This is a genomic window from Halomonas meridiana (assembly GCF_009846525.1).
Lineage (GTDB): Bacteria > Pseudomonadota > Gammaproteobacteria > Pseudomonadales > Halomonadaceae > Vreelandella.
In genome coordinates, this window is record NZ_CP024621.1 from 3,344,642 (window position 1) to 3,367,125 (window position 22,484).

Sequence of the window (22,484 nt, forward strand, 5' to 3'; positions counted from 1 at the left end):
GACAATTCTCCTTCACGCACACGACAAGGAGAGCAGCGATGCACGGCGACTCGGCAGCCCTCAAGGTACTGCAGGAGGTCTTTGGCTACGACCACTTTCGTGGCCCGCAGCAGGCCATCATTGAGCATGTGATGGCCGGAGGCGATGCGCTGGTGCTGATGCCCACAGGCGGCGGTAAATCGCTGTGCTATCAGATCCCGGCGCTGCTACGTGAAGGCACCGCGATTGTGGTCTCGCCGCTCATCGCGTTGATGCAGGATCAGGTGGCCGCGCTGATTCAGAACGGGGTGCGCGCCGCCTACCTCAACTCCAGCCTCGATATGCATGAGGCGATGGATGTGGAGAATCGCCTGCGGGCGGGCGAGCTGGATCTTCTCTACGTCGCGCCCGAACGGCTGGCCACGGCACGCATGCAGATGCTGCTGGAGCAGACCCACATTGCGCTGTTCGCCATCGATGAAGCCCACTGCGTTTCCCAGTGGGGCCACGATTTCCGCCCAGAGTATCGCCAGCTCTCCCACCTGCACCAGCGCTTTCCTAACGTGCCGCGCATCGCGCTCACCGCCACCGCCGATGTGCCTACCCGGCACGACATCATGGAGCACCTACAGCTTCAGGACGCCGCACTCTACAACAACGGCTTCGATCGGCCCAACATTCGCTACCATATCGCTGAAAATCAGGGCAATGCCAAAGAGCAATTGCTGAGTTTCATCCGCGCGCATCACGACGGTGAGGCGGGCATTGTCTACTGTCTTTCTCGCCGCAAGGTGGAGGAGACCGCCGCTTGGCTGGCACGCCAGGGGCTCACCGCGCTGCCCTACCACGCCGGGCTGCCCGCCGAGCAGCGCCAGCAGCACCAAACCCGCTTTCTGCGCGAAGACGGCGTGGTGATCGTCGCCACCATCGCTTTCGGCATGGGCATCGACAAACCCGACGTGCGCTTTGTGGCACACCTCAACCTGCCCAAAAGCATCGAAGCCTACTATCAGGAGACCGGCCGCGCCGGACGCGACGGGCTGCCCGCCGACGCCTGGATGGCCTACGGGCTTCAGGACGTGATCACTCTGCGCCAGATGCAGCAGGATTCCGGTGCCGCCGACCAGCAAAAGCGCATCGAACAGCAGAAGCTCGACGCCATGTTGGGGCTTTGCGAGATCATTAGCTGCCGCCGCCAGGCGCTGCTCCACTACTTTGGTGATTCATTAGACGAACCCTGCGGAAACTGCGATAACTGCCTCACCCCGCCTGACACCTGGGAGGCCACGGTGGCTGCACAGAAGGCGCTGTCGTGTGTCTACCGCACCGAACAGCGCTTCGGCGTGACGTATCTGGTGGATGTGCTGCTGGGCAAACGTAACGAACGTATCAGCCGCTTCGGTCATGACAGTTTGAGTACGTTCGGCATTGGCCAGGAGCTCACCGCCAGCGAGTGGAAAGCGCTCTTTCGCCAGCTAATCGCCAGCGGCTATTTGAGCGTGGATATGGAGGGCCATGGCGGTATCAAGCTCACCGCCAATGCCAAGCCCATACTGCGCGGCGAGCAGAGTCTCACCCTGCGCAAACCCAGCAAGCCCGCGCGGCGCAGCAGTAAGGGCGCCTCCGCTGCCAAGGGCCACGGCGTGCTGTGGGAAGCGCTGCGCCAGCATCGCAAGGCGCTTGCCGACGCCCAGGGCGTACCCGCCTACGTGATTTTCAACGACGCCACCCTGGCCGAGCTGGTAGCGCAAAAACCGCAGACACTGCAGGCGCTGGGCACCATCTCGGGCATCGGCGCACGCAAGCTGGAGGATTATGGCGAAGGCTTTCTGGAGGTGGTTCTGGCGCATCCTGATGAGCCTGCCGCTAGCGCCCCTGTGGGCAGCAGCGCTCTTGAATCTGCCGTGCTACTGCGCCAAGGGCTAACGCCGGAACAGGTCGCCGAGCAGCGCGGGCTGGCCGCCAATACCGTGTACCGCCATTTGAGCGATGCCATTCAAGGCAACGAACTGGCCCTGGAAGAGGTGGTCAATCTGGATCCAGCGACCCTGGCGCAGATTCGCGCGGCTTTTGAGCAGTTTCCCGGCCAGGGGCTGAAAGTGGTGTTCGAAGCGCTGGAAGGCCGTATTGATTACCCGGTTCTGCACTGCGTGCGGGCGTCCATGGCTGCTAAGGGTTAGGCTTTTTACGAAAAGTCGGCGAGCGTAGGCAGTTTTCGTAAAAGCCTAGCGCCATCCCCGCAGATGCTCGCCCCGTGCAATCGCCTCTGCGTCGAATACGCCGGTATCCAGAATCCAGGCAGTGACTAATTTGGCGGGCGTCACGTCGAAGGCTGGGTTCCACACCGGGGCATCGCTCGGTGCCCACACCACCTCGCCAAACGCGCCTGCGGCTCCGCGAACCTCCGCGCCATCGCGCTGTTCGATGGGAATCGCCGCGCCGGTCGCGCAGGCGGGGTCGACCGTGGTGTAAGGAGCGACCACGTAGAACGGCACCTGATGGTAGTGTGCCGCCACCGCCAGCATGTAGGTGCCCACTTTGTTGGCAAAGTCACCGTTGGCGCAGATGCGGTCCGCGCCGACCATCACCTTATCCACCTTGCCCGCTGCCATTAAGCTGGCCGCCATGCTGTCGGTGATTAGCTGGTAGGGAATGCCTAAATCGGCCATTTCCCACGCGGTTAAACGCCCACCCTGGAGCAGCGGACGGGTTTCATCGACATAGACATGCAGATCGATGCCGCGTTGTTTGGCGATGGCCAACGCGCCAATCGCGGTGCCCACACCGGCCGTGGCCAGCGCACCGGTGTTGCAGTGGGTCAGCACGCGGTCGCCGGATGCCAGCAAGTCAGCGCCCCGCTCGGCCATGCGTTGGCAAAGCGCGCGGTCCTCTTCAAACAGCGCTTTGGCTCGTTCGGCCAGGGCGTCAGCGCCCTGGGCAAAACAGGCTTCCATGGCGTCCAGGCAGTACATCAGGTTCACCGCCGTGGGGCGCGTCGCCCGTAAGCGGTCGCTGACGGCTTGCCACTCGGATTCGGGATGGCGAGCGGCGTACTGGGCCAGCACGAAAGCAGCGCTCAAACCAATCAGCGGCGCGCCGCGAATAGCGAGATGTTTAACCGCGTGCTGCCATGCGTCGGGAGAGTCGCAGCGCACCCACTCTTCGGCTTGGGGTAGCCGGGTTTGGTCCAAATACTCAAGCGAGTCGGCATACACCCGTAAACTGCGTGACTGTAAATTGACCATGAGGGGCTCCTTGATAATGGGGCAAGCAGAACAGCGGCACGGCTTATCAGGCGCGAAGCTTATCATATAGAATGGCCGCCACTAGACGAGGCGATGCTGACCCGATGAACACCTTACACACCGAACTGCTGGACGCCATTTCCTGGGCGGCGCAGCAAGGCTGGACGCCCGCCACCGGCGGCAACTTTTCTGCCCGTACCGAGGCGGGCTATTTAGTCACCGCCTCCGGGCGGGATAAAACCCGTATCCAGGCGGATGACCTGCTGCTGTGTGACCTGGAAGGCCGCGTGCTGGAAGGCAACGGCAAACCCAGCGCCGAAAGTGACCTACACGCCGCGCTGTACCGGCTAGACCCCAGCATTCACTGCGTGCTGCACACCCATACCGTCGCCAGCACCGTGCTGTCGCGGCGCTTTCCCGAAGGCATTGAGCTAAGCGGCTTTGAGATGCAAAAAGCGTTGGCGGGTAACGTGACGCATGATGCGACGATTCTTTTGCCGGTGGTGCCCAACTCCCAGGATATGGAGGAGTTAGCCGAGCATGTTCGCCAAGGCTGGCCGATGCCCTGGGGCTTTTTGGTCGCGGGCCACGGTATTTACGCCGTGGGCGACAGCATTGCCAGCTGCCGCCGCCACCTGGAAGCAATCGAATTCTTACTTGCCTGTGTACTGGAAGAGAGCCGGTGGTCCCAATGAGTAACCCAACCGTTCGCGCCATCGTGACCGATATCGAAGGTACCACCACCGATATCCACTTCGTTCACAAAGTGCTGTTCCCCTATGCCTACGCCAAGCTGCCTGACTTTCTGCGTGAGAATGCAGAAGCACCGGCGGTGGCCGAGCAGATTGATGCCGTGCGCCATGAGATGCAGGACGCCGACGCCACACTGGAAGCGGTGATTGCCACCCTGCTGCACTGGATCGACACCGACCAGAAAGTGACGCCACTCAAAGCCCTGCAGGGCATGGTGTGGGCCGACGGCTACCAGCGCGGCGACTTCACCGGCCATTTATACGCGGATGTTGCTCCGGCGCTGCGCCAGTGGCAGGCCGCAGGCGTGGCGCTCTATGTGTACTCGTCAGGCTCGGTGCAGGCGCAGAAGCTGCTGTTTGGCTACAGCGACGAGGGTGATTTGACCCCGCTGTTCAGCGGCTACTTCGACACGCACATTGGCCATAAGCGCGAGGCCATGGCCTATCAGCGCATTATCGAGGCGCTCGATCTACCTGCAGAGTCGATACTGTTCCTGTCGGATGTGGTCGAAGAGCTGGATGCGGCCAAGCAGGCGGGTATGCAAACCCTGCAGCTCGTGCGCGAAGGTACTCAGGCAGGTACTGTACACGCCTGTGTCGAAAGCTTTGCCGACATTGCCCTTTAACGGCTACGTTCACCCCTTACCTCTTAGGAGCGTCTTTATGTCCCAACTGAAAGTCTTTGCCGATCAACATCCTAATGATGCGCTGCTGGACACCACGGACGGCGAACAAATTGCCGCTGAGCTGAACCGGGTAGGCGTTCTATTTGAGCGCTGGGCAGCGCCGGGCGAGATTGCCGACGATGCCACCCAGGAGGAGATTCTGGCGCTCTATCAGGAGGACATCGACCGGGTCAAAGCCAAAGGCGGCTACCAAACCGTCGACGTGCTGCACATGGTGCCCACCCACCCAGACAAAGAGGCGATGCGTCAGAAATTCTTGAACGAGCACCGCCACCATGAAGACGAAGTGCGCTTTTTCGTGAAGGGCCAGGGGTTGTTCTGCCTGCATATCGACGACAAGGTGTATCAGGTGCTCTGCACCCGCAACGACCTGATCAGCGTGCCTGCCAATACCCCGCACTGGTTCGATATGGGCCCCGAGCCGGAATTCACCGCGCTGCGCTTCTTCGACAACGTGGAAGGCTGGGTGCCCCACTGGACCGACAGCGATATCGCCGGGAAGTTTGATCGTTTGGATCAGCTTTAACGTGTGAAGGCGGCTATCGCCGCCCTCGCGGGTGCCTCATTTGCTCGTACCTCGCAAGATTCGTTACGCCGCGCTACATGGCTTCGCCGAACTCCAGGTGGGGCATTCGTAGCGTGGCGTAAGCGGAGCGCACCCGCGAAGCACCGCAAAGCGGTGCCGAAGGTGCCACCTAAAGTGCTTACAGCACTGATTTCTGATTGTATGCCTTGGCTAAAGCCACCAGCGCCTTGAGATCACAGTAAGCTTGCGGCTCCATGATTAGCGCTTGGCCCATCAGCACGTTGCGTGCTTCCAGCTTGGCGCGCAGGGCGGTGTCTTCGATCTCTTCGAAGTCGGCGTTGTGGGCCAGCGACAGTACGCGGCGGTGCATTTCGATGCCGCAGTAGGCCAGCGCATCTTCACGGATTTCTTCCAGCAGCGCGTCACAGGCGTCGTCGGCGCTGTTGCCCTGCTCTTCAAATAGCGACCTGGGGAACAGAATACCGGTGCGCTCGGTTTGCCAGAGGTGGCGAAACTCCTCATCGAAGCGGGTAAAGCAATCGGTGATCACTTCTAAAATCCACGATTGATAGGCATCAAGATCGCTCGCTGCACGGTGGGCGGGCTGGCTAAAGTAGGCCATGAAGAAGTTGGCTACCGCCATGCCCAAGTCGAACGCCATGGGGCCGTATTGAGAAAATTCAGGGTCGATGACGCGCACGCTGGTGTCGGTGGCCATGATGGAGCCAGAGTGCAGGTCGCCGTGCAGCATGGTCTCGGTGTTGGCGGTGAACTTCATCAGCAGCCGCTGCACCTTGGCTTTCAGGCGCGCGTTGCGGCGCAGCTCGTCCACCACGGGCGATAGCTCGGGGGTGTGGCGGTTCATCTCCGCGCCGTAGTAGGGGTCGGTAAACACCAGCGATTCGGTGATCGCCGGAATCGCCACGTTGCCAGAGAACAACCCGACATCAGCTTTCTTATCCGGGCTTGCCATGGAAAGCTCAGAGCCGCGAAACGCCGTGCGCGCACAGAACTCACCCAGAGTAGCGCCCAACTCCGCCACGCGTTCGCCGCTGATCAGCTTGCGCCGCAGAATGATATGGGGGTGCAGGTACTCCATCACGATCAATGCCTGGGGCTTGTCGAAGTAGTACACCTCGGGGGCCACGCCGGGCGCCCGCGTGGCTTGACGCACCAGCGCGTAATATTCGAAATGGGCGCGATAGAGCGGCAGCGGCCAGCTCTCGCCCACCATGCGCACATAGGGCAGCGCCTGCTTGACCACCACGCTGCCGGTGCTGCCCGTCACGATGAATACCAAGTTGAGGTTGCCATCGCCCACTTCACGGATGTGCCACTCGGCGGGGTTGCCGCCCACGCGGCTGGCGACGGCCTCCACACCGCCTAGCCGCTGGCCAAGGGTATCCACTCCCAACGCTTGATAGCTCTGCTCGTCTGTCACCGATGATTCCTCACACAAAATGGATGTGTGTTTGTCATACCCAGTAATGGTTGTCAAATTCGCTTCCACCTCTGGCCACGTAAAGCCTCATAACGCGGGAAATGTTAAACAATGCAACGCCTATGGATAACTCTTGTAGCAGATTTATAGTAATACCTGACTAACCCAATCAGGTACTCCATCATGAAAAACAATGGCCCAGTGACCCAGGTGGAACACCCTCTACGCGAAGATGATGTGCTGATTTCTAAAACCGATAACAGCAGCTACATCGCCTACGCGAACCATCGCTTTGTCGAGATCAGCGGCTTCGAGTATGAAGAACTGGTGGGTTCACCCCACAATATGGTGCGCCATCCAGACATGCCCGCGCCCGTGTTTGCCGATATGTGGAACGACCTTAAAGCGGGCCAGTACTGGAGCGGATTGGTCAAAAACCGTCGAAAAAACGGCGACCATTATTGGGTAAGGGCGAACGTGGTGCCGATTCGGGAAAATAACCAAGTGACCGGCTTTGTGTCGATCCGCGTCAAACCCTCCCAGGCAGAAGTCGACAACGCCGAGCATATCTACCGCGATATCCGTGAAAACCAGGGGCGCTTTACGGTCAAGCATGGCGAAGTCATGGCCCGCAACCCGCTCAAACGGCTGGTCAGCGCTACTTGGTGGGCCCCTCGGCTCGCCAACGTCGCTGGCGTGCTGTTTACCTTGGCGGCCACTGGCGCGTTAATGCTGGCTAGCGCTTGGTGGCTGAGCAGTCAGGTCACAAGCGGTGTGCTGGCTCCGCTGCTCGCGATGATCTTTGTCACCGGCTTACTGCTCAGCGTCTACCAGTGGCGCCAGGCGCGCCGACTGCGTCGTTTCCTGCACAAAGCCAACGACTTCGCACTGCAAATCGCCGCCGGTGACTTGAATGCGCAGGTGCCCACCGTGGGCAATGCCGCCATGGATAACACACTGGCAACCATGAACTTCATGCGCCGCTCGCTGGACGCGCTGATTGGCGACCTGGATCAGCGCATCGCGCAAGTCATGCCCTCGGTGGAAGAGCTTTCCCGCCATAACCAAGCCATGGGCAACCGAGTCGACCAGCAAGCATCTGCCGTGCAGCAAACCGCCGCCAGCGCGGAGCAAATCGCCTCTACCGTGCGCCAAAGTTCAGATAACGCCCAGCTTGCCAGCCAGGCCTCGGTGGGGAACGTCAGCGAAGTCGACAACGCGGTGGCGATTATGCGTGAACTGGCCGATGCGATGGAGGGCATCACCGCGACTTCTCAAGACATGGCGGGCATCGTCAAAACGATCGATAACATTGCCTTCCAAACCAACATCTTGGCGCTGAATGCTTCCGTAGAAGCGGCCCGAGCCGGTGAGCATGGCCGAGGCTTTGCGGTGGTCGCTGAAGAGGTACGACGCTTGGCACGCCAATCCGCTGAGGCCGCCCATCAAGTACAAACGCTGATCGAGACCGCTCGCCAGCGTATTGAAGCCGGACAGCATAAAGCCGGTTCAGCGGGCGATGCCATGGGGCGCATTCGCCAAGCCAGCCATAACGTGAACGACTTGATGGAAGAGATTCGTGCGGCTGCTCGGGAGCAGAGCGAGGGCATCGCGCAGATCAGTCAGGCCATTTCGCAGATCGACCGGGGCACCCAAGAGAGTGCGGCCAGCATGGACGCGTATCTGAACGCCGTCGACGTTCTCTCTCGCGAGGTCAATCACCTGGCGCACAGTGCCCATGCCTTTATGCCGGTCACGAATGCGATGGCTCCCACACCCGCGCTTCCTCAACCCGCCAACAATGTGTACCGACTCCCCGTGGCTGAAAAACCGCGCGCCTTCCCCCGAGCAAAAGCCGTGTAACTCTGCGCTGCGGGTGGCATTTGCCACCCGCAGTGGTTTACCTCAAGCGCCATCCCAGTAGGGAACGTCGCCAATCGTGCTCTCTAGATAGGCCATGAATACCGACACCTTCGATGAGCGCAGGCGGTTTTCAGGATAAATAGCGTAGATGTTGTCCAGATAGCCATCTTCAGACGCTTCCCACTGCGTTAGTAACGGCACTAACGTTTGCTGGCGCAGTGGCTCGAAGAGTAGCCACGAGGGAAACATCACCACGCCCTGCCCCGCCATCGCCGCTTCCACTAGGCTTTCAGCATTATTAGCGACCAAATTCCCCGACAAAGCGTAACGCACCGCCCGTGGTGCGTGGCGTTCCTGGAAGTACCATAGCTGCGTTCCCTTGCTGCCTTTATACAGCAGGCAATTATGTTGGCTGAGTTCCTCTGGCGACGCAGGCGCGCCGTGTGTTGCCAGATAATCCGGCGACGCGCAGACGATAAAACGCTGCCGGGCGATGCTGCGGGCCACCAAGCTTGAATCCGCGAGCGTCCCCACGCGAATCACTACATCAGCCCCCTCTTGCACCGGATCGATAAAACGATCTTCCAGCGTTAAATCCACCTGAATGTCCGGGTATTGCTGCTGAAACCGCGCCAAATGCGGGGCGATATGGCGTCGCCCGTAGGCCACGGGCGCGTTGATGCGCAGCACGCCTTGAGGATGCTGCGCGCCGCCCATCACCTGCTCAGTGGCTAGCTCCAACCGCATCAGCGCATCGCGCACTTCGTGAAAATAGCGCTCCCCTGCCTCGGTGAGCTTGACCGCACGGGTATGGCGATAGAGCAAGCGTTGCCCCAGCGCCCGCTCCAGGCTAGCGATGTGTCGAGAGGCCGAAGAGGTAGGCAGCCCGTAGTAACGCGCCGCTTCCGAAAAACTGCCGCTGGCGGCCACGCGCACAAACAGCCGCAGCGCCAAGAGACGAATCGAGTTGTCCAAAATGCACTAGTCCTTTGCTTTTTTAGCGCATTGTAGCAATAAGGCTTCCTCTTTAGAGTGCTGCCTCTTCATAAGAAGGGAGCAACACATGCAACACGCACTGATTCTGCTGGGCGTACTGATCGCCGGTATGGGGTTATCCGTTGAAGCGGGGCTGTTGGGCCCGCTTGGCGAGCAGGTAGGTCACCTTTCCGCCACGCTCTCCATTTTTATGGTAGGGGCGCTGCTGCTGTCACTGGCGCTGTTGTTTTCGCCCAAGCGCAAGTTGGGTGCGCTGTTCAAACAGCCGCGCTGGCTGTTAACCGGCGGCGTGTTAGGGCCGATGTACGTCATTATTTTAACGTTGGCCACCCCGCTAGTAGGCGTCGGCATGACCATGGTCGGCATTTTGTGCGGCCAGGTAGCGGCCAGCTTAGCCATTGACCATTTTGGCTGGCTCGGCAGCGAACGTCGCCAGGTGGATGGCTACCGTTTAGGGGCTCTTGCCATGATCCTTGTCGCGCTTTGGTTGATGTAATAGGAGAGACACCATGCTTTTACCCATCGTATTTGCTCTACTGCTCGCAGGCGGCGCAGTCTTGGCCGCTCAATCCTCCATTAACGGCCGTTTAGGTGCTCACACCGGCGTGCTGGAAAGTGCCTGGCTAACGTTTGCCGTGGGTGCCGTGCTGACTTTTTTGCTGATGTTCTTTTTTGAGCCGTCCCACGAGGCGACTCTGTTTAGCGTGCCCAAGTGGCAGCTCACGGGGGCGCTGTTTGGGGTGGTGTATATGCTCGCGATCGTCTTTGCAGTGCCCCGTGTTGGTACTGCAGCAGCGACGGTCTCGGTGATTTCCGGCCAGCTGTTGATGAGCTTATTGATCGATCACTTTGGATGGCTCAATAACGCCGAACGGGCGCTGGATGGGTCACGCTACGTGGCGATGGTGCTCTTGCTGTTGGCTATTGTATTGATCTACCTAAGCCATCGCCGCTCAGTGCATCCCGTGAGTTGATCATCACCACCCGGTTTCGCCCTTGGCGCTTGGCCTCGTAAAGCGCCTGATCGGCGGCTCGGAATAGCTGCGAAGCGCTCACATCCTCTGTTGGCTGCAGCACCGCGCCTCCTACGCTAATGGTGACGTTGGCAGGCACTGCACCGCCATGGTGGGGCAACTGCAGCGCCTCCACCGCGTGACGTAACTGCTCGGCTTGGGCCAGCACCGTCTGATGTGACTGCCCCATGCTTAACACTACAAACTCCTCTCCGCCGAAGCGCGCCACGACGCAGGCGTTGTCCGCGTGGGCACGCAGCGCGCTGGCGACTTGCTTGAGGCAGTGATCGCCCTGCAAATGGCCGTAGTGGTCGTTATAGGCTTTGAAACAGTCGATATCGATGACCATCAGGCCCACCGTGGCGCGCGCTTCCACGGCCTGCTGCCAATAGAGGTTAAACAGGGTATCGAACTGGCGGCGATTGGCTAACTCCGTCAGTGGGTCTGTTAACGACAGTTTGGACAGCTCCGCGTTACTGCGCAGCGCGTGTCCGGCTCGATGGGTTTCGCGCAGCAACAGCAGGTAGGCCTTGCGTTCGCTGGCTTCTAACCGATAGTTGGCGATCAGTGTGAAGATCGCTTTGGCACACAGTGTAAAAATCGCGAGCCGTTTGACCTCGACCGGCATCGGCTCATACCCCGCAACGAAGTACACCATGATGGCGACGCTCAGAAGTGACGACACCAGCGCATACTGAAAGCGCAGGGAGTAAAGCACATTGCCAACGACCAAAATCAGGCCGAACGAGAAAATATCCAAATAGGAGTATGGCGACCGAGAGGATATAAAGATCACGCAAGAGGCCACCATGGCCACCACAACGGTGCTCGCCATTAGGGTTTCTCGTGCGCCCCCTGAGACGCCTTTGTAAATGGCCCACAAGATGGGTAAACCAAAGGGAATGACCACCAACCCTCTTATTAGCACAGAGAGCCAAAATTCATTAGGTCGAAAGCTATAGTCATTGATGAGGAACAGACTGTAAATCAGCGCGGCGATCAGACCCGCCACCACCATGTTGCGGTTTCGTTGGGGCTGGGTGTCGCTCTCGAAGCGCACCTCTAACTCATCGGCAAAACGCAGTTGCCAGCTGGGCCGCACCAGCTCACGCTCAATGGCGTTGTGAAAGGAGTCACTGGTCATGCATACCTCGTTGAGTCCCGGCGTCTCTCGACTATCCTGACGGAACAACGTGACGAAGAGACGAAACGCGCACTGACGAGTAGGTAAACGCTTACTACGCTTAACGCGGTTAGGCTAGCCCCTTTGTGACACACAACCGTCAGAACGATCAACGCTTTCTTCGCGCTATTTCTTTCACCTGACCCGTAACGGAGACCCTATGACGCGTCCCACCACCGCCTCTCATCACGACCTGACCTTCACCATGGGGCATGAGGAGCTGGTGATTCACCGCCGCTACGAAGTGCTCAGTATTCTCAACGATTTCATGCTGGGACTGTGGTTTGCCATTGGCAGCGTCTGCTTCTTTTATGACGGCACCGTCAAAACCATCGGCGTCTGGCTATTCGTGATTGGCAGCCTGCAACTGCTGATGCGCCCAGCCATCCGCCTGCATCGCTACATCTATTTCAAGCGGCTGCCGGACGAGCAGCACGATGCCTAACCTGCGCTCATAAAGCGCACGCCTTGGGCGGCTAACGGGCTTCTTAAACGATCGGGCAGCGGGCTGTCGGTAATTACCGCGTGATAGTCTGCCAGCGAACCGGCGGCGCAGCGCAGCGGTAGGTCGAACTTGGTCTTATCCAGCACTAAAATTCGGTACGCCGCGTGGGCCAGCAGCGCCTCACGGGCCATTACTTCGTCGTCGTTGTAGTCGTAGAGCTGGCCGTGACTATCCATACCGCCCACAGAGACAATGCCAATATCCACTCGATAACGCTGAAAAAAGCGCCAAGCGTCGCCACCAATCACATCCTGATCACGGCGGCGTACGCGGCCTCCGGCCACCACCAGCTCACACTCCAGCGCGCATAACTTGATCAAAGCGTGCAGGTTATTGGTCATAATCTGCAGTCCCTGCTTGTCCCGCAGCGCGTCGGCTAGCTGCTCTACCGTCGTCCCCGTCCCCAAAAAGAGCGACTGGTGATTAGAAATCAACGACGCCGCCTGCCGTGCAATATGCCGTTTGCCTTCCTGATTGACGATTTGGCGCTGGTCGTAACCCACATTCTCTTGATCAGGAAAGGGCATCACCTCGCCGTGGCGGCGCAGAATCAACCCCTGCTCAGCCAAGACGCGAATATCCCCCCGCAGGGTTTGCACGGAGACGCCAAAGTGATGGGCAAGCGCTACCAGCGTTTGCCGCCCCTCTCCCCGCACGCGCGCCAACACGGCACGCCGCCTTTCTGTCACGTTCATGCTGCCCCCACCTTTCTCTTTATCGTGCTTGCTGGCAAAACGAAAAAAACTTTCCCGCCAGCGAAAGCTAACCGCTATCAAACGAAAGCGTAGTGTCACGATGTTGTAAGCCGATGACAGTAGTGTGGTGGCTGTTCACCTACTGGAGGTTTTCCCGATGTTGAAGCGCTCGTTGTGTTCCGCCGTGACTCTCGCAAGCATTGCCCTCTCCACGTCGTTGCTCGCTGATGACAAGCTGGTGCTCTACACCAGCCAGCCGAATAGCGATGCGCAGCAAACGGTCGATGCGTTCCAAGCCGCCTACCCGGAGATTGAAGTGGAGTGGGTACGCGATGGCACCACCCGCCTGATGACACGCTTGCGTACAGAGCTGGCTGCCGGTGTCAGCAATCCTGACGTGCTGCTGATTGCCGACAGCATGACCATGACCTCGCTGAAACAAGAGGGCCATCTGCAGCCCTACCTCAGCCCTGAGCGCGATGCCTACGACGAAGCGCTTTACGACCCAGAAGGCTACTTCTACGGCACCAAGCTCATCACCACCGGTATCGTTTACAACACCGGCGCCGAGCAGCAGCCCCAACGTTGGGAAGATCTGACCGGACCTGAGTACGAAGGCCTCGTCACCATGCCTAGCCCGCTGTACTCCGGCGCGGCGCTAATTCATATGGCAGCCATCGGTGAAAACCCGGCATTAGGGCTTGAGTACTACGAGGCACTACAGGCCAACCGCACGGAAGCACAGGGCGGTAACGGCGGCGTGTTCAATGCGGTGGCCGCAGGCACCAAGCCCTACGGCATCGTGGTGGATTTTCTACCCATCCGCGAAGCCGCGAAAGGCTCGCCCGTGGCGTTTGTGTTCCCTGAAGAGGGCGTGAGCGCCGTCACCGAGCCCGTTGCCATTATGCAAGAGGCTGAGAACCTAGACGCCGCTCAGAAATTTGTCGACTTCGTGCTCTCCCAACCGGGGCAAGAATTGGTGAGCCAGCAGGGCTACCTGCCTGCTCACCCGGATGTGACGCCACCAGAAGGCTTCCCTGAGCGCAGCACGATCAACCTCATGCCGGTGGATATCGAGCAGGCGCTCGAACAGGAAGAGACGCTCAAGCAGCGCTTTAGCGATCTGTTCGGCGGCTAACCATGACCCCTTCGCTCAACCTTGGCAGCCAGCATCGCTGGCTGCTTAGCCTGATCACCCTACTCATCGTACTGCTCAGCCTCGCGCCCAGTTTGCGACTACTCATCGAGGCATTGAGCGACCTTGGCCAGGGTAGCCAAGCGCCGCTGTGGAAGGTGCTCAACGCTGCCAGCACGTGGCGTGCGCTGTGGCACAGTGTGTATACCTCGGGCCTCGGTATGCTGATTGCGCTGGTGCTGGGTAGCCTGTTCGCGTTTGTGATCACATTGACGGACATGCGCGGCAAAGCGTGGCTAGTGTTCTGCTTTATGCTGCCCATGATGATCCCGCCCCAAGTCACCGCTCTGAGCTGGCTACAGCTGTTTGGCCCCGCCAGCCCCTTGTTAAAAAGCATCGGCATGGCCCCGCCACTAGGCAGTCCGCAGCCGCTCTACTCCGCAGAGGGTATTGCGCTGCTGCTGGGCATTCAGAGTGCGCCCCTAGTCTTTTTGGCGCTACGCACGTCTCTGCTGTCCCTGCCACGTGAATTGATTGAAGCCGCACGCATCAGCGGCGCGCGCCAAACTCAGGTGTGGGGCCATATTGTCTTACCCATCACCCGCCACGGCCTGATTGCCGGGGCCGCCATGGCGTTTATCTCTAGCCTGGGTAACTTTGGTATTCCCGCGATGCTGGGAATTCCCGCCGGTTATTACGTGCTGCCCACGCTGATTTACCAGCGCATGGCCAGCTTCGGCACCGGCGTACTGGCAGAGATGGCGGCGCTTTCTCTGTTGATCGGCATCCTGGCGCTGGCAGGCGTGGCCTTGCAGCAGCATTGGATGAACCGCAGCCGGTTTGGGTTAGGCGGCCATAGCGGCCGCGCCCACGATTTTTCGCTAGGCCGCTATCGCCCCCTCGTGACGGCTTTGCTGGTCGGCGTCCTGCTGGTGATTCTGGTCGCGCCGCTGGCCGCGCTGGTGGTGAGCTCCTTGGTGCCTGCCATGGGCGTGCCACTGAGCGTTGAGTCCATCACGCTCAATGCCTATCACGAAGTGATTGGCCGCCAAGGAGCCACTTGGCGGGCAGTGCGTAACAGTCTTTGGCTGGCAGGCGGTGCCGCGCTGGTACTGATGCTATGCAGCCTGCCGCTCGCTTACCGCCTACAGCGCCTTCCACCGCGCCTGCAGCAGCTCACCCTTAGCGCTATTGAGCTACCGTACGCGCTGCCCGGCGTAGTACTGGCGATTGCCTGTATTTTACTGTTTGTCCGCCCTTTACCGCTCATCAACCTAGCGCTTTACGGCACGCTCGGATTGATCTTTGTGGCCTATCTGGCGCGCTTTTTGGTGGTCTGCCTGAAACCGGTAAGTGCCAGCTTGGCCCAGCTAGATCCCTCACTGGAAGAAGCCGCTCAGCTGGCGGGCGCAGGCCCCTGGCGTCGGCTCATCACCATTCTTTTACCGCTGATTGCGCCCTCGCTGTTTGCCGGCGGGCTGCTGGTATTTTTGCTGGCAGTGAATGAACTGACCGTCTCCGCGCTGCTCTGGAGCGCCGGCAATGAAACCCTGGGCGTACTGATTTTCAACTTAGACGAGGGCGGCGAAAGCGTGCTGGCATCGGCAGTTTCTGTGCTGGTAGTGATCATGGTCGCCTCGCTGATGCTATCTCTCAGCCTGCTGGCCCCGCGTCTACCTAAAGGAGTCGTGCCGTGGCAGGGCTAGCTATTCATCGTGTGACCAAACAGTTTGGCGATCACCGGGCGGTTGATGATCTGTCGCTGGAGATTGCCCCCGGCGAGTTTGTGGCCCTACTCGGTCCCAGCGGCTGCGGCAAAACCACCATGCTGCGCATGTTGGCGGGGTTTGAGCAGATCAGCAGCGGCACCGTCACGCTCAACGGCACGCTACTCGCCAGCGACCAGCACCATGTGCCCCCTGAACAGCGCAACATGGCGATGGTATTTCAGTCGTACGCCCTCTGGCCGCACATGAGCGTGGCCGATAACGTGGGCTACCCGCTGAAACTGCGCCGCGTTCAGGGCAGCGAGTATCAGCGCCGAGTCGCCCACGCGCTGGAGCAGGTTGCGCTTACTCCCTACGCCCAGCGCGCTCCACAGGAGCTCAGCGGTGGCCAGCGCCAGCGGGTAGCGTTAGCGCGCTGCCTAGTCACCGACCCAGACGTGGTGCTGCTCGATGAGCCGCTCGCCAACCTGGACCGCAACCTGCGCGCCTCTATGGAGCACAGCTTTGTCGACTTCCACCGCCGCACCCAAGCCACCATGGTGTACGTGACCCATGATCAAAGCGAAGCCATGGCAATGGCGGATCGCATTGCGGTGATGCGTGACGGCGCGCTGGTACAGTGGGCAACGCCTAAAACGCTCTACCGAGAGCCGCGTAGCGAATGGGTCGCACGGTTTATCGGCCAAGGTAGCCAACTAAAGGTCGCAGGCGGCGCACCGGGCCAGCGACTAAGTGAATCAGCGCTGATGCAAGGCTTGGCCGCGCCGCTCACGGCGCGCACTCAGCCCGTTTTGGTACGTCCTGAACATATCCGTATTGAGGCACACTCCCCTGCACCGTCGTCCGCGCACTCGCCTAGCCCATACGACTTAACCGGACGCGTGGAGCGGCTTACCTTTCGCGGTGAACGCTATGAGCTACACCTGCGCTTATCCACGGGAGAAGCGCTGCTGGCCTATCATCACACGGCGCTCAACGAGGGCCAGCACGTCGCGGTGCGCTTGTTGGAAGGCTGGTGCCTGGAGCCTGACCAATGAGCGCCACAATTCAGATCCTCAGTGGGCTGGGCGGCAAAGGGCCAGCGGCTATCGTGGTGGAAGCGCAAGGCAAACGCCTGCTGCTGGATGCCGGAGGCGCACTGCACCCCGACGAGCCGATTACCTGGGCACACGGGTTGGACGTAGACGCCGTATTGATCAGCCATGACCACGTGGACCACATTGGCGGCGTCGCGGAACTGCCTGCGCAGATTCCGCTTTATTGCACGCCGTTAGTCGCCAAGGCGCTGCCCCCGCAACGGGCGTGGCAGCCACTGCCCTACCGGGGTCGTATTAACGTCGAAGGGATGACGGTGACCACCGGGCAAGCGGGCCATTCGCTAGGCGGTGTCTGGCTGCATCTCGACGTTGCAGGCGGTATTTTTTACAGCGGCGATGCCTGTTTTGAGTCGCGCCTGTTTCCGTTTGATGCGCCCCCACCCGCACACACGGCGCTGCTGGATGCCTCCTACGGCCGCTACGACCAGCCCCAAGCGCAGTGCATCCACGCCATTGGCAAAGCGTTAGACCACCCGCTGGTGCTGCCGGTACCAGAAACAGGGCGCGCCCTGGAAATGGCGCTATGGCTGGCGGAAGAGGCGGACCAACGCCACCTGCCCTTGGCGATTGATTCGATCATTCGCGATAACCTGGCCGCCCTACTCGCGCTGCCTAATGACCTTCGCCGTGAAGGGTTAGACGAGGCTATCCAAGCGCTTTTAAAACGCCCTAATGCCCGCGACCCGGCGCTTTGGCTGGTCAGCGACCGTGGCGATAACCCTGCCGATTGGCCGCATCACCACCTGCTCCACACTGGCTACTTAACGCCACAGCGTCGCCAACAGCTCGCCGCTGGCGAGGTGCTTTGGCAGCGCTGGAACGTTCATTTGCGCGCCTCGCACTTGGTGGCCCTCGCCAACCAGCTCCAGGCCACCCAATTGGCACCGCTGTTTACGCCGCTCCATGCCAATGCTGAGGCCGCTTGGCGTGCCCTGCTGGGCGAACGGTTCATCACGCAGCCTTCGCTAAACGTCCCGTCCGCGGCGCGCCCGCTCTCTTCACTTCTGTTAACGCATTAGGAAACGTCTATGAACGCAGTCATTGTTGATGTCGACGGCACGCTGGCCGAGTTTCACCCTGCCGATGTCCACGAGTGGGTACTTGGCCCCGCCAAACAGTGGGACCCTTTCTTTGCCCACATGGCGAACGCGCCGGTGATTGAGCCCGTCGCCCGACTAGTCAAACTGCTAAAAGCCCAAGGCCAGCACATCGTCATCTGCAGTGGCCGCCCAGACAGCCACCGAGAGCACACCCAGGCATGGCTCACCCGCCATGACATTCCTTTCGACGCCATGTACTTACGCCCGGAAGGCGATGACCATGTGGATGACGAAGAGGTGAAATCAGCGCTACTGAACCAAATGCACAGCGACGGCTTCGCCCCCTGGCTCGTGCTGGACGACCGCGATGCCGTCGTCGCTCAGTGGCGCGCACTCGGGCTGACCTGCCTACAGTGCGCACCGGGGGATTTTTAAGCGCTTGCCAAGCTTGCGCGGCGCTGCCAAACCATCACCACCAAAGGCACTATCGAGACGGGAATCAGTACTAGGTTCAGCGTCGCCCATCCCAAGCCGTTCACCAGAGGCCCGGCAGCCAATGCCGTCATCGCAGCGGTGCCAAACACGAAAAACTCGTTGGCCGCCTGGGTACGCGCTTTATCGACCGGGCGGTAACTCTCAGTGAGCAGCCCAGTGGCGGGCAAGAAGGTGAAGTTCCAGCTCAGGCCCAGCAACACCAGCGACACATTGAACCCCGCCCAGCCGATATCCCATTGGGCAACCAACGCGCTCGCCACCAACAGCAAGCAGCCCGCCACAATCACTTGCCTAGCGCCGAAGCGAGCGGCCAAGTGGCCCGTAAAAAAGGAGGGAAGAAACATCGCTACGACATGCCACTGAATGGTCATTGAGACGTGGTGAAAGTGGTGCCCTGCGCTCTCCATGGCCAATGGCGTGGCCGTCATCGCCAGGTTCATCACCCCGTACCCCACCATCGCGGCACTCACCGCCACCATAAACCCTGGCTGGTGGAGTATCTTACCCAACGGCAGTGGCGTGCCTTCGCGGTGGGTTCGAGATGCGGACGGTAACCGGATCATTATCAATACGATTAAGGCAAGTAAGTAGAGAGCCGCCAGCCCTATGAAGCTACCTAGAAACGGCACCTCGCCCAGCTCACGGCTTGCCCTTGCCAGCCACGGCCCGGCAAAGGCCGCTAGCACGCCGCCGCCCATCACCAACCCAATCGCTCGGTCACGCATCGGCGCTGGCGCGGCCTCTACCGCCGCAAAGCGATATAGCTGACCAAACCCAATCCCCACACCGATCAGCCACGTCGCTAGCAAAAACAGTCCAAACCGCTCGCCGATCAGCGCCTGCGCGGCTACCAGTGCCCCCACCAGCCCAACGATGTTGCCCAGCATGAACCCCCGCTTACGACCCAGCCTTGCCATGATCAGCGACGCGGGAATGGTTGCGCACATCAGGCCGAGCCATTGGCTAGCCACGGGCGCCGTCGACCAGAAGGCGCTTGGCGCTAACGACGCGCCAATCAGCGGCGAGATACCAATCAGCAGCACATTGCCAGTCACCAACAGCGCTTGGCAAAGTGATAAGAGAGTGACGGTTATGGGCATGAGATGCTCCCCTGAAAAGCAGCGGCTTGAGAAGAGGCAAAGCGCTGGCGATACACCGAGGGGGAAACGCCGTAGTAGCGCTGGAATTGGCGACGCAACTGTTCCGCGTCGCCCAGCCGCCAGCGCTGTGCCAGACGCTCAAGGGAGAGCGGCTCCCGCTCATGAAGCAGCGCCAGCCGGGCTTGCTCCAGGCGAAGCTGCGTCAAATAAGCGCCTGGCGTGGTGTTTAAATGCCGTTTAAACAGCCGCGTCAGGTGGCGTGGGGAGACCGCCATCTGTTCGGCCATACTCTCCAAGCCAACGTCTTCGCCCGGATCGGCATGGAGCCGGTCCAACAAACGTCGCAGCGGCCCCGCCGACTGCTGACGGCGCAATATCTCACTGAACTGCGACTGACCACCGGGACGCTGTAAAAACACCACCAGCTCACGGGCCACCTGACCCGCCAGCCCAGCACCGTGGTCCGCTTCTACCAGCGATAGCGCCAAATCAATCCCGGCGGTCACCCCAGCACTGGTGTAACGGCCATGGCTTTCGATATAGAGCGCATCCGGCTCAACGGACAGCGCCGGATACTCATCCGCCAATTGTCCCGCATGCCGCCAGTGGGTCGTCACGCGGCAGCCATCCAGCAGGCCCGCCTCCGCCAGCAAAAACGCCCCAGAGCAAATGGAGCCAAGGCGCCTAACGTCAGACGCTATCTCACACAGCACTTGCTTTACGGCTGTGACCTCTCGCTGCTGCATCACCCCGCTGCCGCCTGACACCAACAGCGTATCCAGCGGCCGTAACTGGTGAAGCTGGTGGTAAGAGTGAGTGGCGTGCACTGCCAACCCACCGTTGGAGATGACTGGACCAATAGCATCAGCGACCAGCGTTAATTGATACAGCGGCTGAGGGCTTAACGCATTCGCGCTAGCAAAGACCTGCCAAGGGCCGCTGACATCGAGCAGTTGGCAGTCGGGGTAGGCAAGCAGGGCAATATGGCGTGTCACTGTCTCTCTCCAACAAAAAGGATGGAACTAGAGAGAGTGTCAGCGCTGCGCCCCATGTCGGCAAGGACCATTACCCCACCGATAAGGACATGAATATCGTGCTCTTACGGGCAGTAAAAATTCATCCCGTGCGCTCCATCGGCGCTTCCATACGGCGCACGCTGGCAACGAAGTCGCTAAAGCGCTCGCCTTGAATCAACACGTGGTCGCAGAGCGCCTGTTGGGCCTGGGCGGCGTCGCCCTGCTCGATAGCATCGACGATCGTTTGGTGCTCATGGAGCGAGTTGTGCATACGCTGGCGGACCTGCAGCTGTAAGCGGCGGTAAGGCTTTAAACGCTGCTTGAGCTGGCGGGCTTCGCTGGCTAAAAACGTGTTGTGGCTGGCGGTATAGATACAGTCATGGAACGCTTCGTTCTCGTAGTAGTACTCATCGGTGTCGCCCGCCAGGGCGGCGGCTTCGCAGCGCTTGTGTGCGGCCTTAAGCGCCGCCAGCTCTGGCTCGCTGATACGCCGCGCGGCCAAGCGGCCACACATGCCTTCAAGCTCTGCCATCACTTCAAACATTTCGATTAACTGATCGATACCCACCTTCGCAACGAACGTGCCTTTCTTCGGCGAGACCGTGACCAGACCGCTGGCCACCAATTGTTGAAACGCCTCACGCACTGGGGTGCGCGACACATTGAACTCTTGGCCAAGGGCTTCCGGGTCTAGCCGCTCGCCGGGGGCGCGCCGCCCGTTGATGATGTCATCCTCTAAAGAATCCCTTAGCCGCTGTGCGTTGGAACGCTTCGTATCCGCCATGACTGACCTCCTTCGGTAACGCCGCAGGCGATGACATAAATATGGCATAAATTTGACATTAGCATACATAACCGCTATTGAAATATATATCAGCTCGCCTGATAAACACACAACGCTAATCCAAACACACAACAACAACTGTTGGAGACGCCACATGAAACGCTTCTTACTGCCCACCGCTGCCGCCCTGGGCCTTGCTATTGCAGCCTCCCACGCCAATGCGGACACCGTCCTACGCGCTTCGCACCAGTTCCCCGGGGGCCAGGGCGACATTCGCGATGAAATGGTGCAGATGATGGCACGCCATGTCGCCGATGCGGATGTCGGCTTAACCATCGAAGTCTACCCAGGCCAGTCGCTGTTTAAGGCTCGTGAGCAGTGGGGCGCCATCGCCCGCGGCCGCCTGGACATCACCTCGCTGCCGCTGGATTACGCTAGTGGCCGCCACCCGGAGTTCTCCGCCACGCTGATGCCAGGCTTGGTGCGTAACCAGGCCCACGCCCAGCGGCTGAACGACTCCGAGTACATGACGATGATTAAAGACGTCATCATCGAAGGCGGGGCACGCGTGCTAGCGGATGCTTGGCTATCGGGCGGTTTTGCCTCTAGCGAGCAGTGCATTACCTCCCCAGAAACGGTGAATGGGCAGAACATCCGCGCCGCTGGCCCTGCGTTTGAAGAGATGCTGGAAGCGGCCGGTGCGTCGATTTCCTCCATGCCCTCGTCAGAGGTCTACACCGCCATGCAAACTGGCGTGCTAGAAGCCGCCAACACCTCTTCTATGTCGTTCATCTCCTTCCGCCTCTACGAACAGGTGGAGTGCTTGACGGAACCCGGCGATTACGCCCTCTGGTTTATGTACGAGCCCATCCTGATCTCTGAGCAGGTGTGGCAAGGCTTGACCGAGGAGCAGCAAGCCGCGCTCATGGAAGCCGGTGAGGCCGCCGAGGTCTATTTCGCGGAAGAAGCGGCTGCCATCGACCAGCAGATGGTCGACGTGTACGAGGAGAACGGCGTCGAGGTGGTCAGTATGAGCGAGGATGACTACAACGCCTGGCTAGAGATTGCCCGCGAAACCTCCTACAAAAACTTTGCCGATAACGTTCCCAACGGTCAGGCCATCATCGACGCAGCGCTTGCCGTCGAGTAAGGCGCGCCCCCATTGACCGTGCTGGCCACTCGCTGAGTGGCCACGTTTGTCCGCTG

General features: G+C 60.1%; 22 protein-coding genes. 14 read left to right on the forward strand and 8 right to left on the reverse strand.

Features of this window, described 5'->3' with window-relative positions; all coding sequences use genetic code 11:
* Positions 1-38 precede the first annotated feature (38 nt).
* A complete protein-coding gene (recQ, locus tag CTT34_RS15890; protein ID WP_159343289.1) occupies positions 39-2,159 on the forward strand; it encodes a DNA helicase RecQ in 2,121 nt (706 codons plus the stop codon).
* 45 nt (positions 2,160-2,204) lie between these two features.
* On the opposite strand, the gene mtnA is transcribed toward recQ, so the two are convergent.
* Positions 2,205-3,224, reverse strand: a complete 1,020-nt coding sequence (mtnA, locus tag CTT34_RS15895; protein ID WP_159343290.1) for an S-methyl-5-thioribose-1-phosphate isomerase — start codon at positions 3,222-3,224, stop codon at positions 2,205-2,207.
* Positions 3,225-3,328: 104 nt separating this feature from the next.
* On the opposite strand from mtnA, the gene mtnB reads away from it, so the two are divergent.
* The 3 genes from mtnB to CTT34_RS15910 are packed head-to-tail and all read left to right on the forward strand — an operon-like array spanning position 3,329 to position 5,188.
* Entirely contained in the window at positions 3,329-3,919 is a 591-nt protein-coding gene (gene mtnB, locus CTT34_RS15900) for a methylthioribulose 1-phosphate dehydratase (RefSeq protein WP_159343291.1), read from the forward strand.
* Positions 3,916-4,602: an acireductone synthase gene (gene mtnC / locus CTT34_RS15905; protein WP_159343292.1), complete on the forward strand. Its 687-nt coding sequence runs from the start codon at positions 3,916-3,918 to the stop codon at positions 4,600-4,602. Before mtnB ends, mtnC begins: the two co-directional genes overlap by 4 nt.
* Before the next feature lie 37 nt (positions 4,603-4,639).
* Positions 4,640-5,188 (forward strand): 1,2-dihydroxy-3-keto-5-methylthiopentene dioxygenase, encoded by a 549-nt coding sequence (locus CTT34_RS15910; protein ID WP_159343293.1) that lies wholly within the window; start codon positions 4,640-4,642, stop codon positions 5,186-5,188.
* Positions 5,189-5,366: 178 nt separating this feature from the next.
* On the opposite strand, the gene mtnK is transcribed toward CTT34_RS15910, so the two are convergent.
* Entirely contained in the window at positions 5,367-6,629 is a 1,263-nt protein-coding gene (gene mtnK, locus CTT34_RS15915) for an S-methyl-5-thioribose kinase (protein ID WP_159343294.1), read from the reverse strand.
* Positions 6,630-6,812: 183 nt separating this feature from the next.
* Here mtnK and CTT34_RS15920 point away from each other — a divergent pair, with 183 nt between their 5' ends.
* A complete protein-coding gene (locus tag CTT34_RS15920) occupies positions 6,813-8,492 on the forward strand; it encodes a methyl-accepting chemotaxis protein (RefSeq protein ID WP_159343295.1) in 1,680 nt (559 codons plus the stop codon).
* A gap of 42 nt (positions 8,493-8,534) precedes the next feature.
* Here the strand turns inward: CTT34_RS15920 and CTT34_RS15925 are convergent, their stop codons facing one another.
* A complete protein-coding gene (locus CTT34_RS15925) occupies positions 8,535-9,467 on the reverse strand; it encodes a LysR family transcriptional regulator (protein WP_159343296.1) in 933 nt (310 codons plus the stop codon).
* Between the two features lie 88 nt (positions 9,468-9,555).
* Here CTT34_RS15925 and CTT34_RS15930 point away from each other — a divergent pair, with 88 nt between their 5' ends.
* Both CTT34_RS15930 and CTT34_RS15935 read left to right on the forward strand, forming a co-directional pair.
* On the forward strand, positions 9,556-9,984 hold the full coding sequence (locus CTT34_RS15930; protein ID WP_159343297.1) for a DMT family transporter: 429 nt from the start codon (positions 9,556-9,558) through the stop codon (positions 9,982-9,984).
* Between the two features lie 13 nt (positions 9,985-9,997).
* The gene (locus CTT34_RS15935; protein WP_159343298.1) at positions 9,998-10,462 is read left to right on the forward strand and encodes a DMT family transporter; all 465 of its coding nucleotides are present in this window, start codon (positions 9,998-10,000) and stop codon (positions 10,460-10,462) included.
* Here the strand turns inward: CTT34_RS15935 and CTT34_RS15940 are convergent.
* Complete coding sequence (locus CTT34_RS15940; RefSeq protein WP_159343299.1) at positions 10,410-11,645, reverse strand: GGDEF domain-containing protein; 1,236 nt, start codon at positions 11,643-11,645, stop codon at positions 10,410-10,412. The genes CTT34_RS15935 and CTT34_RS15940 overlap by 53 nt on opposite strands.
* 199 nt (positions 11,646-11,844) lie before the next feature.
* Between CTT34_RS15940 and CTT34_RS15945 the strand changes: the two genes are divergently transcribed.
* A complete protein-coding gene (locus CTT34_RS15945; protein WP_159343300.1) occupies positions 11,845-12,129 on the forward strand; it encodes a YrhK family protein in 285 nt (94 codons plus the stop codon).
* Here CTT34_RS15945 and CTT34_RS15950 read toward each other — a convergent pair.
* Positions 12,126-12,884, reverse strand: a complete 759-nt coding sequence (locus CTT34_RS15950) for a DeoR/GlpR family DNA-binding transcription regulator (protein ID WP_159343301.1) — start codon at positions 12,882-12,884, stop codon at positions 12,126-12,128. The two genes, CTT34_RS15945 and CTT34_RS15950, sit on opposite strands and share 4 nt — an antisense overlap.
* A gap of 157 nt (positions 12,885-13,041) precedes the next feature.
* Here CTT34_RS15950 and CTT34_RS15955 point away from each other — a divergent pair, with 157 nt between their 5' ends.
* The 5 genes from CTT34_RS15955 to CTT34_RS15975 are packed head-to-tail and all read left to right on the forward strand — an operon-like array spanning position 13,042 to position 18,318.
* The gene (locus CTT34_RS15955) at positions 13,042-14,022 is read left to right on the forward strand and encodes an ABC transporter substrate-binding protein (protein WP_159343302.1); all 981 of its coding nucleotides are present in this window, start codon (positions 13,042-13,044) and stop codon (positions 14,020-14,022) included.
* A gap of 2 nt (positions 14,023-14,024) precedes the next feature.
* Positions 14,025-15,725, forward strand: coding sequence for an ABC transporter permease (locus CTT34_RS15960; protein WP_159343303.1), 1,701 nt, complete (start codon positions 14,025-14,027; stop codon positions 15,723-15,725).
* Positions 15,713-16,783, forward strand: coding sequence for an ABC transporter ATP-binding protein (locus CTT34_RS15965; RefSeq protein ID WP_159343304.1), 1,071 nt, complete (start codon positions 15,713-15,715; stop codon positions 16,781-16,783). Before CTT34_RS15960 ends, CTT34_RS15965 begins: the two co-directional genes overlap by 13 nt.
* The gene (locus tag CTT34_RS15970) at positions 16,780-17,862 is read left to right on the forward strand and encodes an MBL fold metallo-hydrolase (protein ID WP_159343305.1); all 1,083 of its coding nucleotides are present in this window, start codon (positions 16,780-16,782) and stop codon (positions 17,860-17,862) included. Before CTT34_RS15965 ends, CTT34_RS15970 begins: the two co-directional genes overlap by 4 nt.
* Before the next feature lie 9 nt (positions 17,863-17,871).
* Complete coding sequence (locus tag CTT34_RS15975) at positions 17,872-18,318, forward strand: phosphatase domain-containing protein (protein ID WP_159343306.1); 447 nt, start codon at positions 17,872-17,874, stop codon at positions 18,316-18,318.
* Here the strand turns inward: CTT34_RS15975 and CTT34_RS15980 are convergent.
* The 3 genes from CTT34_RS15980 to CTT34_RS15990 all read right to left on the reverse strand — a co-directional run bounded on the left by CTT34_RS15980 (position 18,315) and on the right by CTT34_RS15990 (position 21,278).
* Positions 18,315-19,478 (reverse strand): MFS transporter, encoded by a 1,164-nt coding sequence (locus CTT34_RS15980; RefSeq protein ID WP_159343307.1) that lies wholly within the window; start codon positions 19,476-19,478, stop codon positions 18,315-18,317. The genes CTT34_RS15975 and CTT34_RS15980 overlap by 4 nt on opposite strands.
* Positions 19,469-20,473 carry a GlxA family transcriptional regulator gene (locus tag CTT34_RS15985; RefSeq protein ID WP_159343308.1) on the reverse strand — a complete coding sequence of 335 codons (1,005 nt, stop codon included), beginning with the start codon at positions 20,471-20,473 and terminating at the stop codon, positions 19,469-19,471. The genes CTT34_RS15980 and CTT34_RS15985 overlap by 10 nt, the downstream gene beginning before the upstream one ends.
* A 121-nt stretch (positions 20,474-20,594) precedes the next feature.
* Complete coding sequence (locus tag CTT34_RS15990; protein WP_159343309.1) at positions 20,595-21,278, reverse strand: GntR family transcriptional regulator; 684 nt, start codon at positions 21,276-21,278, stop codon at positions 20,595-20,597.
* Positions 21,279-21,432: 154 nt separating this feature from the next.
* On the opposite strand from CTT34_RS15990, the gene dctP reads away from it, so the two are divergent.
* Entirely contained in the window at positions 21,433-22,428 is a 996-nt protein-coding gene (gene dctP / locus CTT34_RS15995; RefSeq protein ID WP_159343310.1) for a TRAP transporter substrate-binding protein DctP, read from the forward strand.
* Positions 22,429-22,484: the final 56 nt, after the last annotated feature.

Excerpts from the sequence above, each read along its gene's own strand:
- recQ (WP_159343289.1), top strand. The coding sequence starts at position 39 with ATGCACGGCGACTCGGCAGCCCTCAAGGTACTGCAGGAGGTCTTTGGC.
- mtnA (WP_159343290.1), bottom strand. The coding sequence starts at position 3,224 with ATGGTCAATTTACAGTCACGCAGTTTACGGGTGTATGCCGACTCGCTT.
- mtnB (WP_159343291.1), top strand. The coding sequence starts at position 3,329 with ATGAACACCTTACACACCGAACTGCTGGACGCCATTTCCTGGGCGGCG.
- mtnC (WP_159343292.1), top strand. The coding sequence starts at position 3,916 with ATGAGTAACCCAACCGTTCGCGCCATCGTGACCGATATCGAAGGTACC.
- CTT34_RS15910 (WP_159343293.1), top strand. The coding sequence starts at position 4,640 with ATGTCCCAACTGAAAGTCTTTGCCGATCAACATCCTAATGATGCGCTG.
- CTT34_RS15920 (WP_159343295.1), top strand. The coding sequence starts at position 6,813 with ATGAAAAACAATGGCCCAGTGACCCAGGTGGAACACCCTCTACGCGAA.
- CTT34_RS15930 (WP_159343297.1), top strand. The coding sequence starts at position 9,556 with ATGCAACACGCACTGATTCTGCTGGGCGTACTGATCGCCGGTATGGGG.
- CTT34_RS15935 (WP_159343298.1), top strand. The coding sequence starts at position 9,998 with ATGCTTTTACCCATCGTATTTGCTCTACTGCTCGCAGGCGGCGCAGTC.
- CTT34_RS15940 (WP_159343299.1), bottom strand. The coding sequence starts at position 11,645 with ATGACCAGTGACTCCTTTCACAACGCCATTGAGCGTGAGCTGGTGCGG.
- CTT34_RS15945 (WP_159343300.1), top strand. The coding sequence starts at position 11,845 with ATGACGCGTCCCACCACCGCCTCTCATCACGACCTGACCTTCACCATG.
- CTT34_RS15950 (WP_159343301.1), bottom strand. The coding sequence starts at position 12,884 with ATGAACGTGACAGAAAGGCGGCGTGCCGTGTTGGCGCGCGTGCGGGGA.
- CTT34_RS15955 (WP_159343302.1), top strand. The coding sequence starts at position 13,042 with ATGTTGAAGCGCTCGTTGTGTTCCGCCGTGACTCTCGCAAGCATTGCC.
- CTT34_RS15960 (WP_159343303.1), top strand. The coding sequence starts at position 14,025 with ATGACCCCTTCGCTCAACCTTGGCAGCCAGCATCGCTGGCTGCTTAGC.
- CTT34_RS15970 (WP_159343305.1), top strand. The coding sequence starts at position 16,780 with ATGAGCGCCACAATTCAGATCCTCAGTGGGCTGGGCGGCAAAGGGCCA.
- CTT34_RS15975 (WP_159343306.1), top strand. The coding sequence starts at position 17,872 with ATGAACGCAGTCATTGTTGATGTCGACGGCACGCTGGCCGAGTTTCAC.
- CTT34_RS15980 (WP_159343307.1), bottom strand. The coding sequence starts at position 19,478 with ATGCCCATAACCGTCACTCTCTTATCACTTTGCCAAGCGCTGTTGGTG.
- CTT34_RS15990 (WP_159343309.1), bottom strand. The coding sequence starts at position 21,278 with ATGGCGGATACGAAGCGTTCCAACGCACAGCGGCTAAGGGATTCTTTA.
- dctP (WP_159343310.1), top strand. The coding sequence starts at position 21,433 with ATGAAACGCTTCTTACTGCCCACCGCTGCCGCCCTGGGCCTTGCTATT.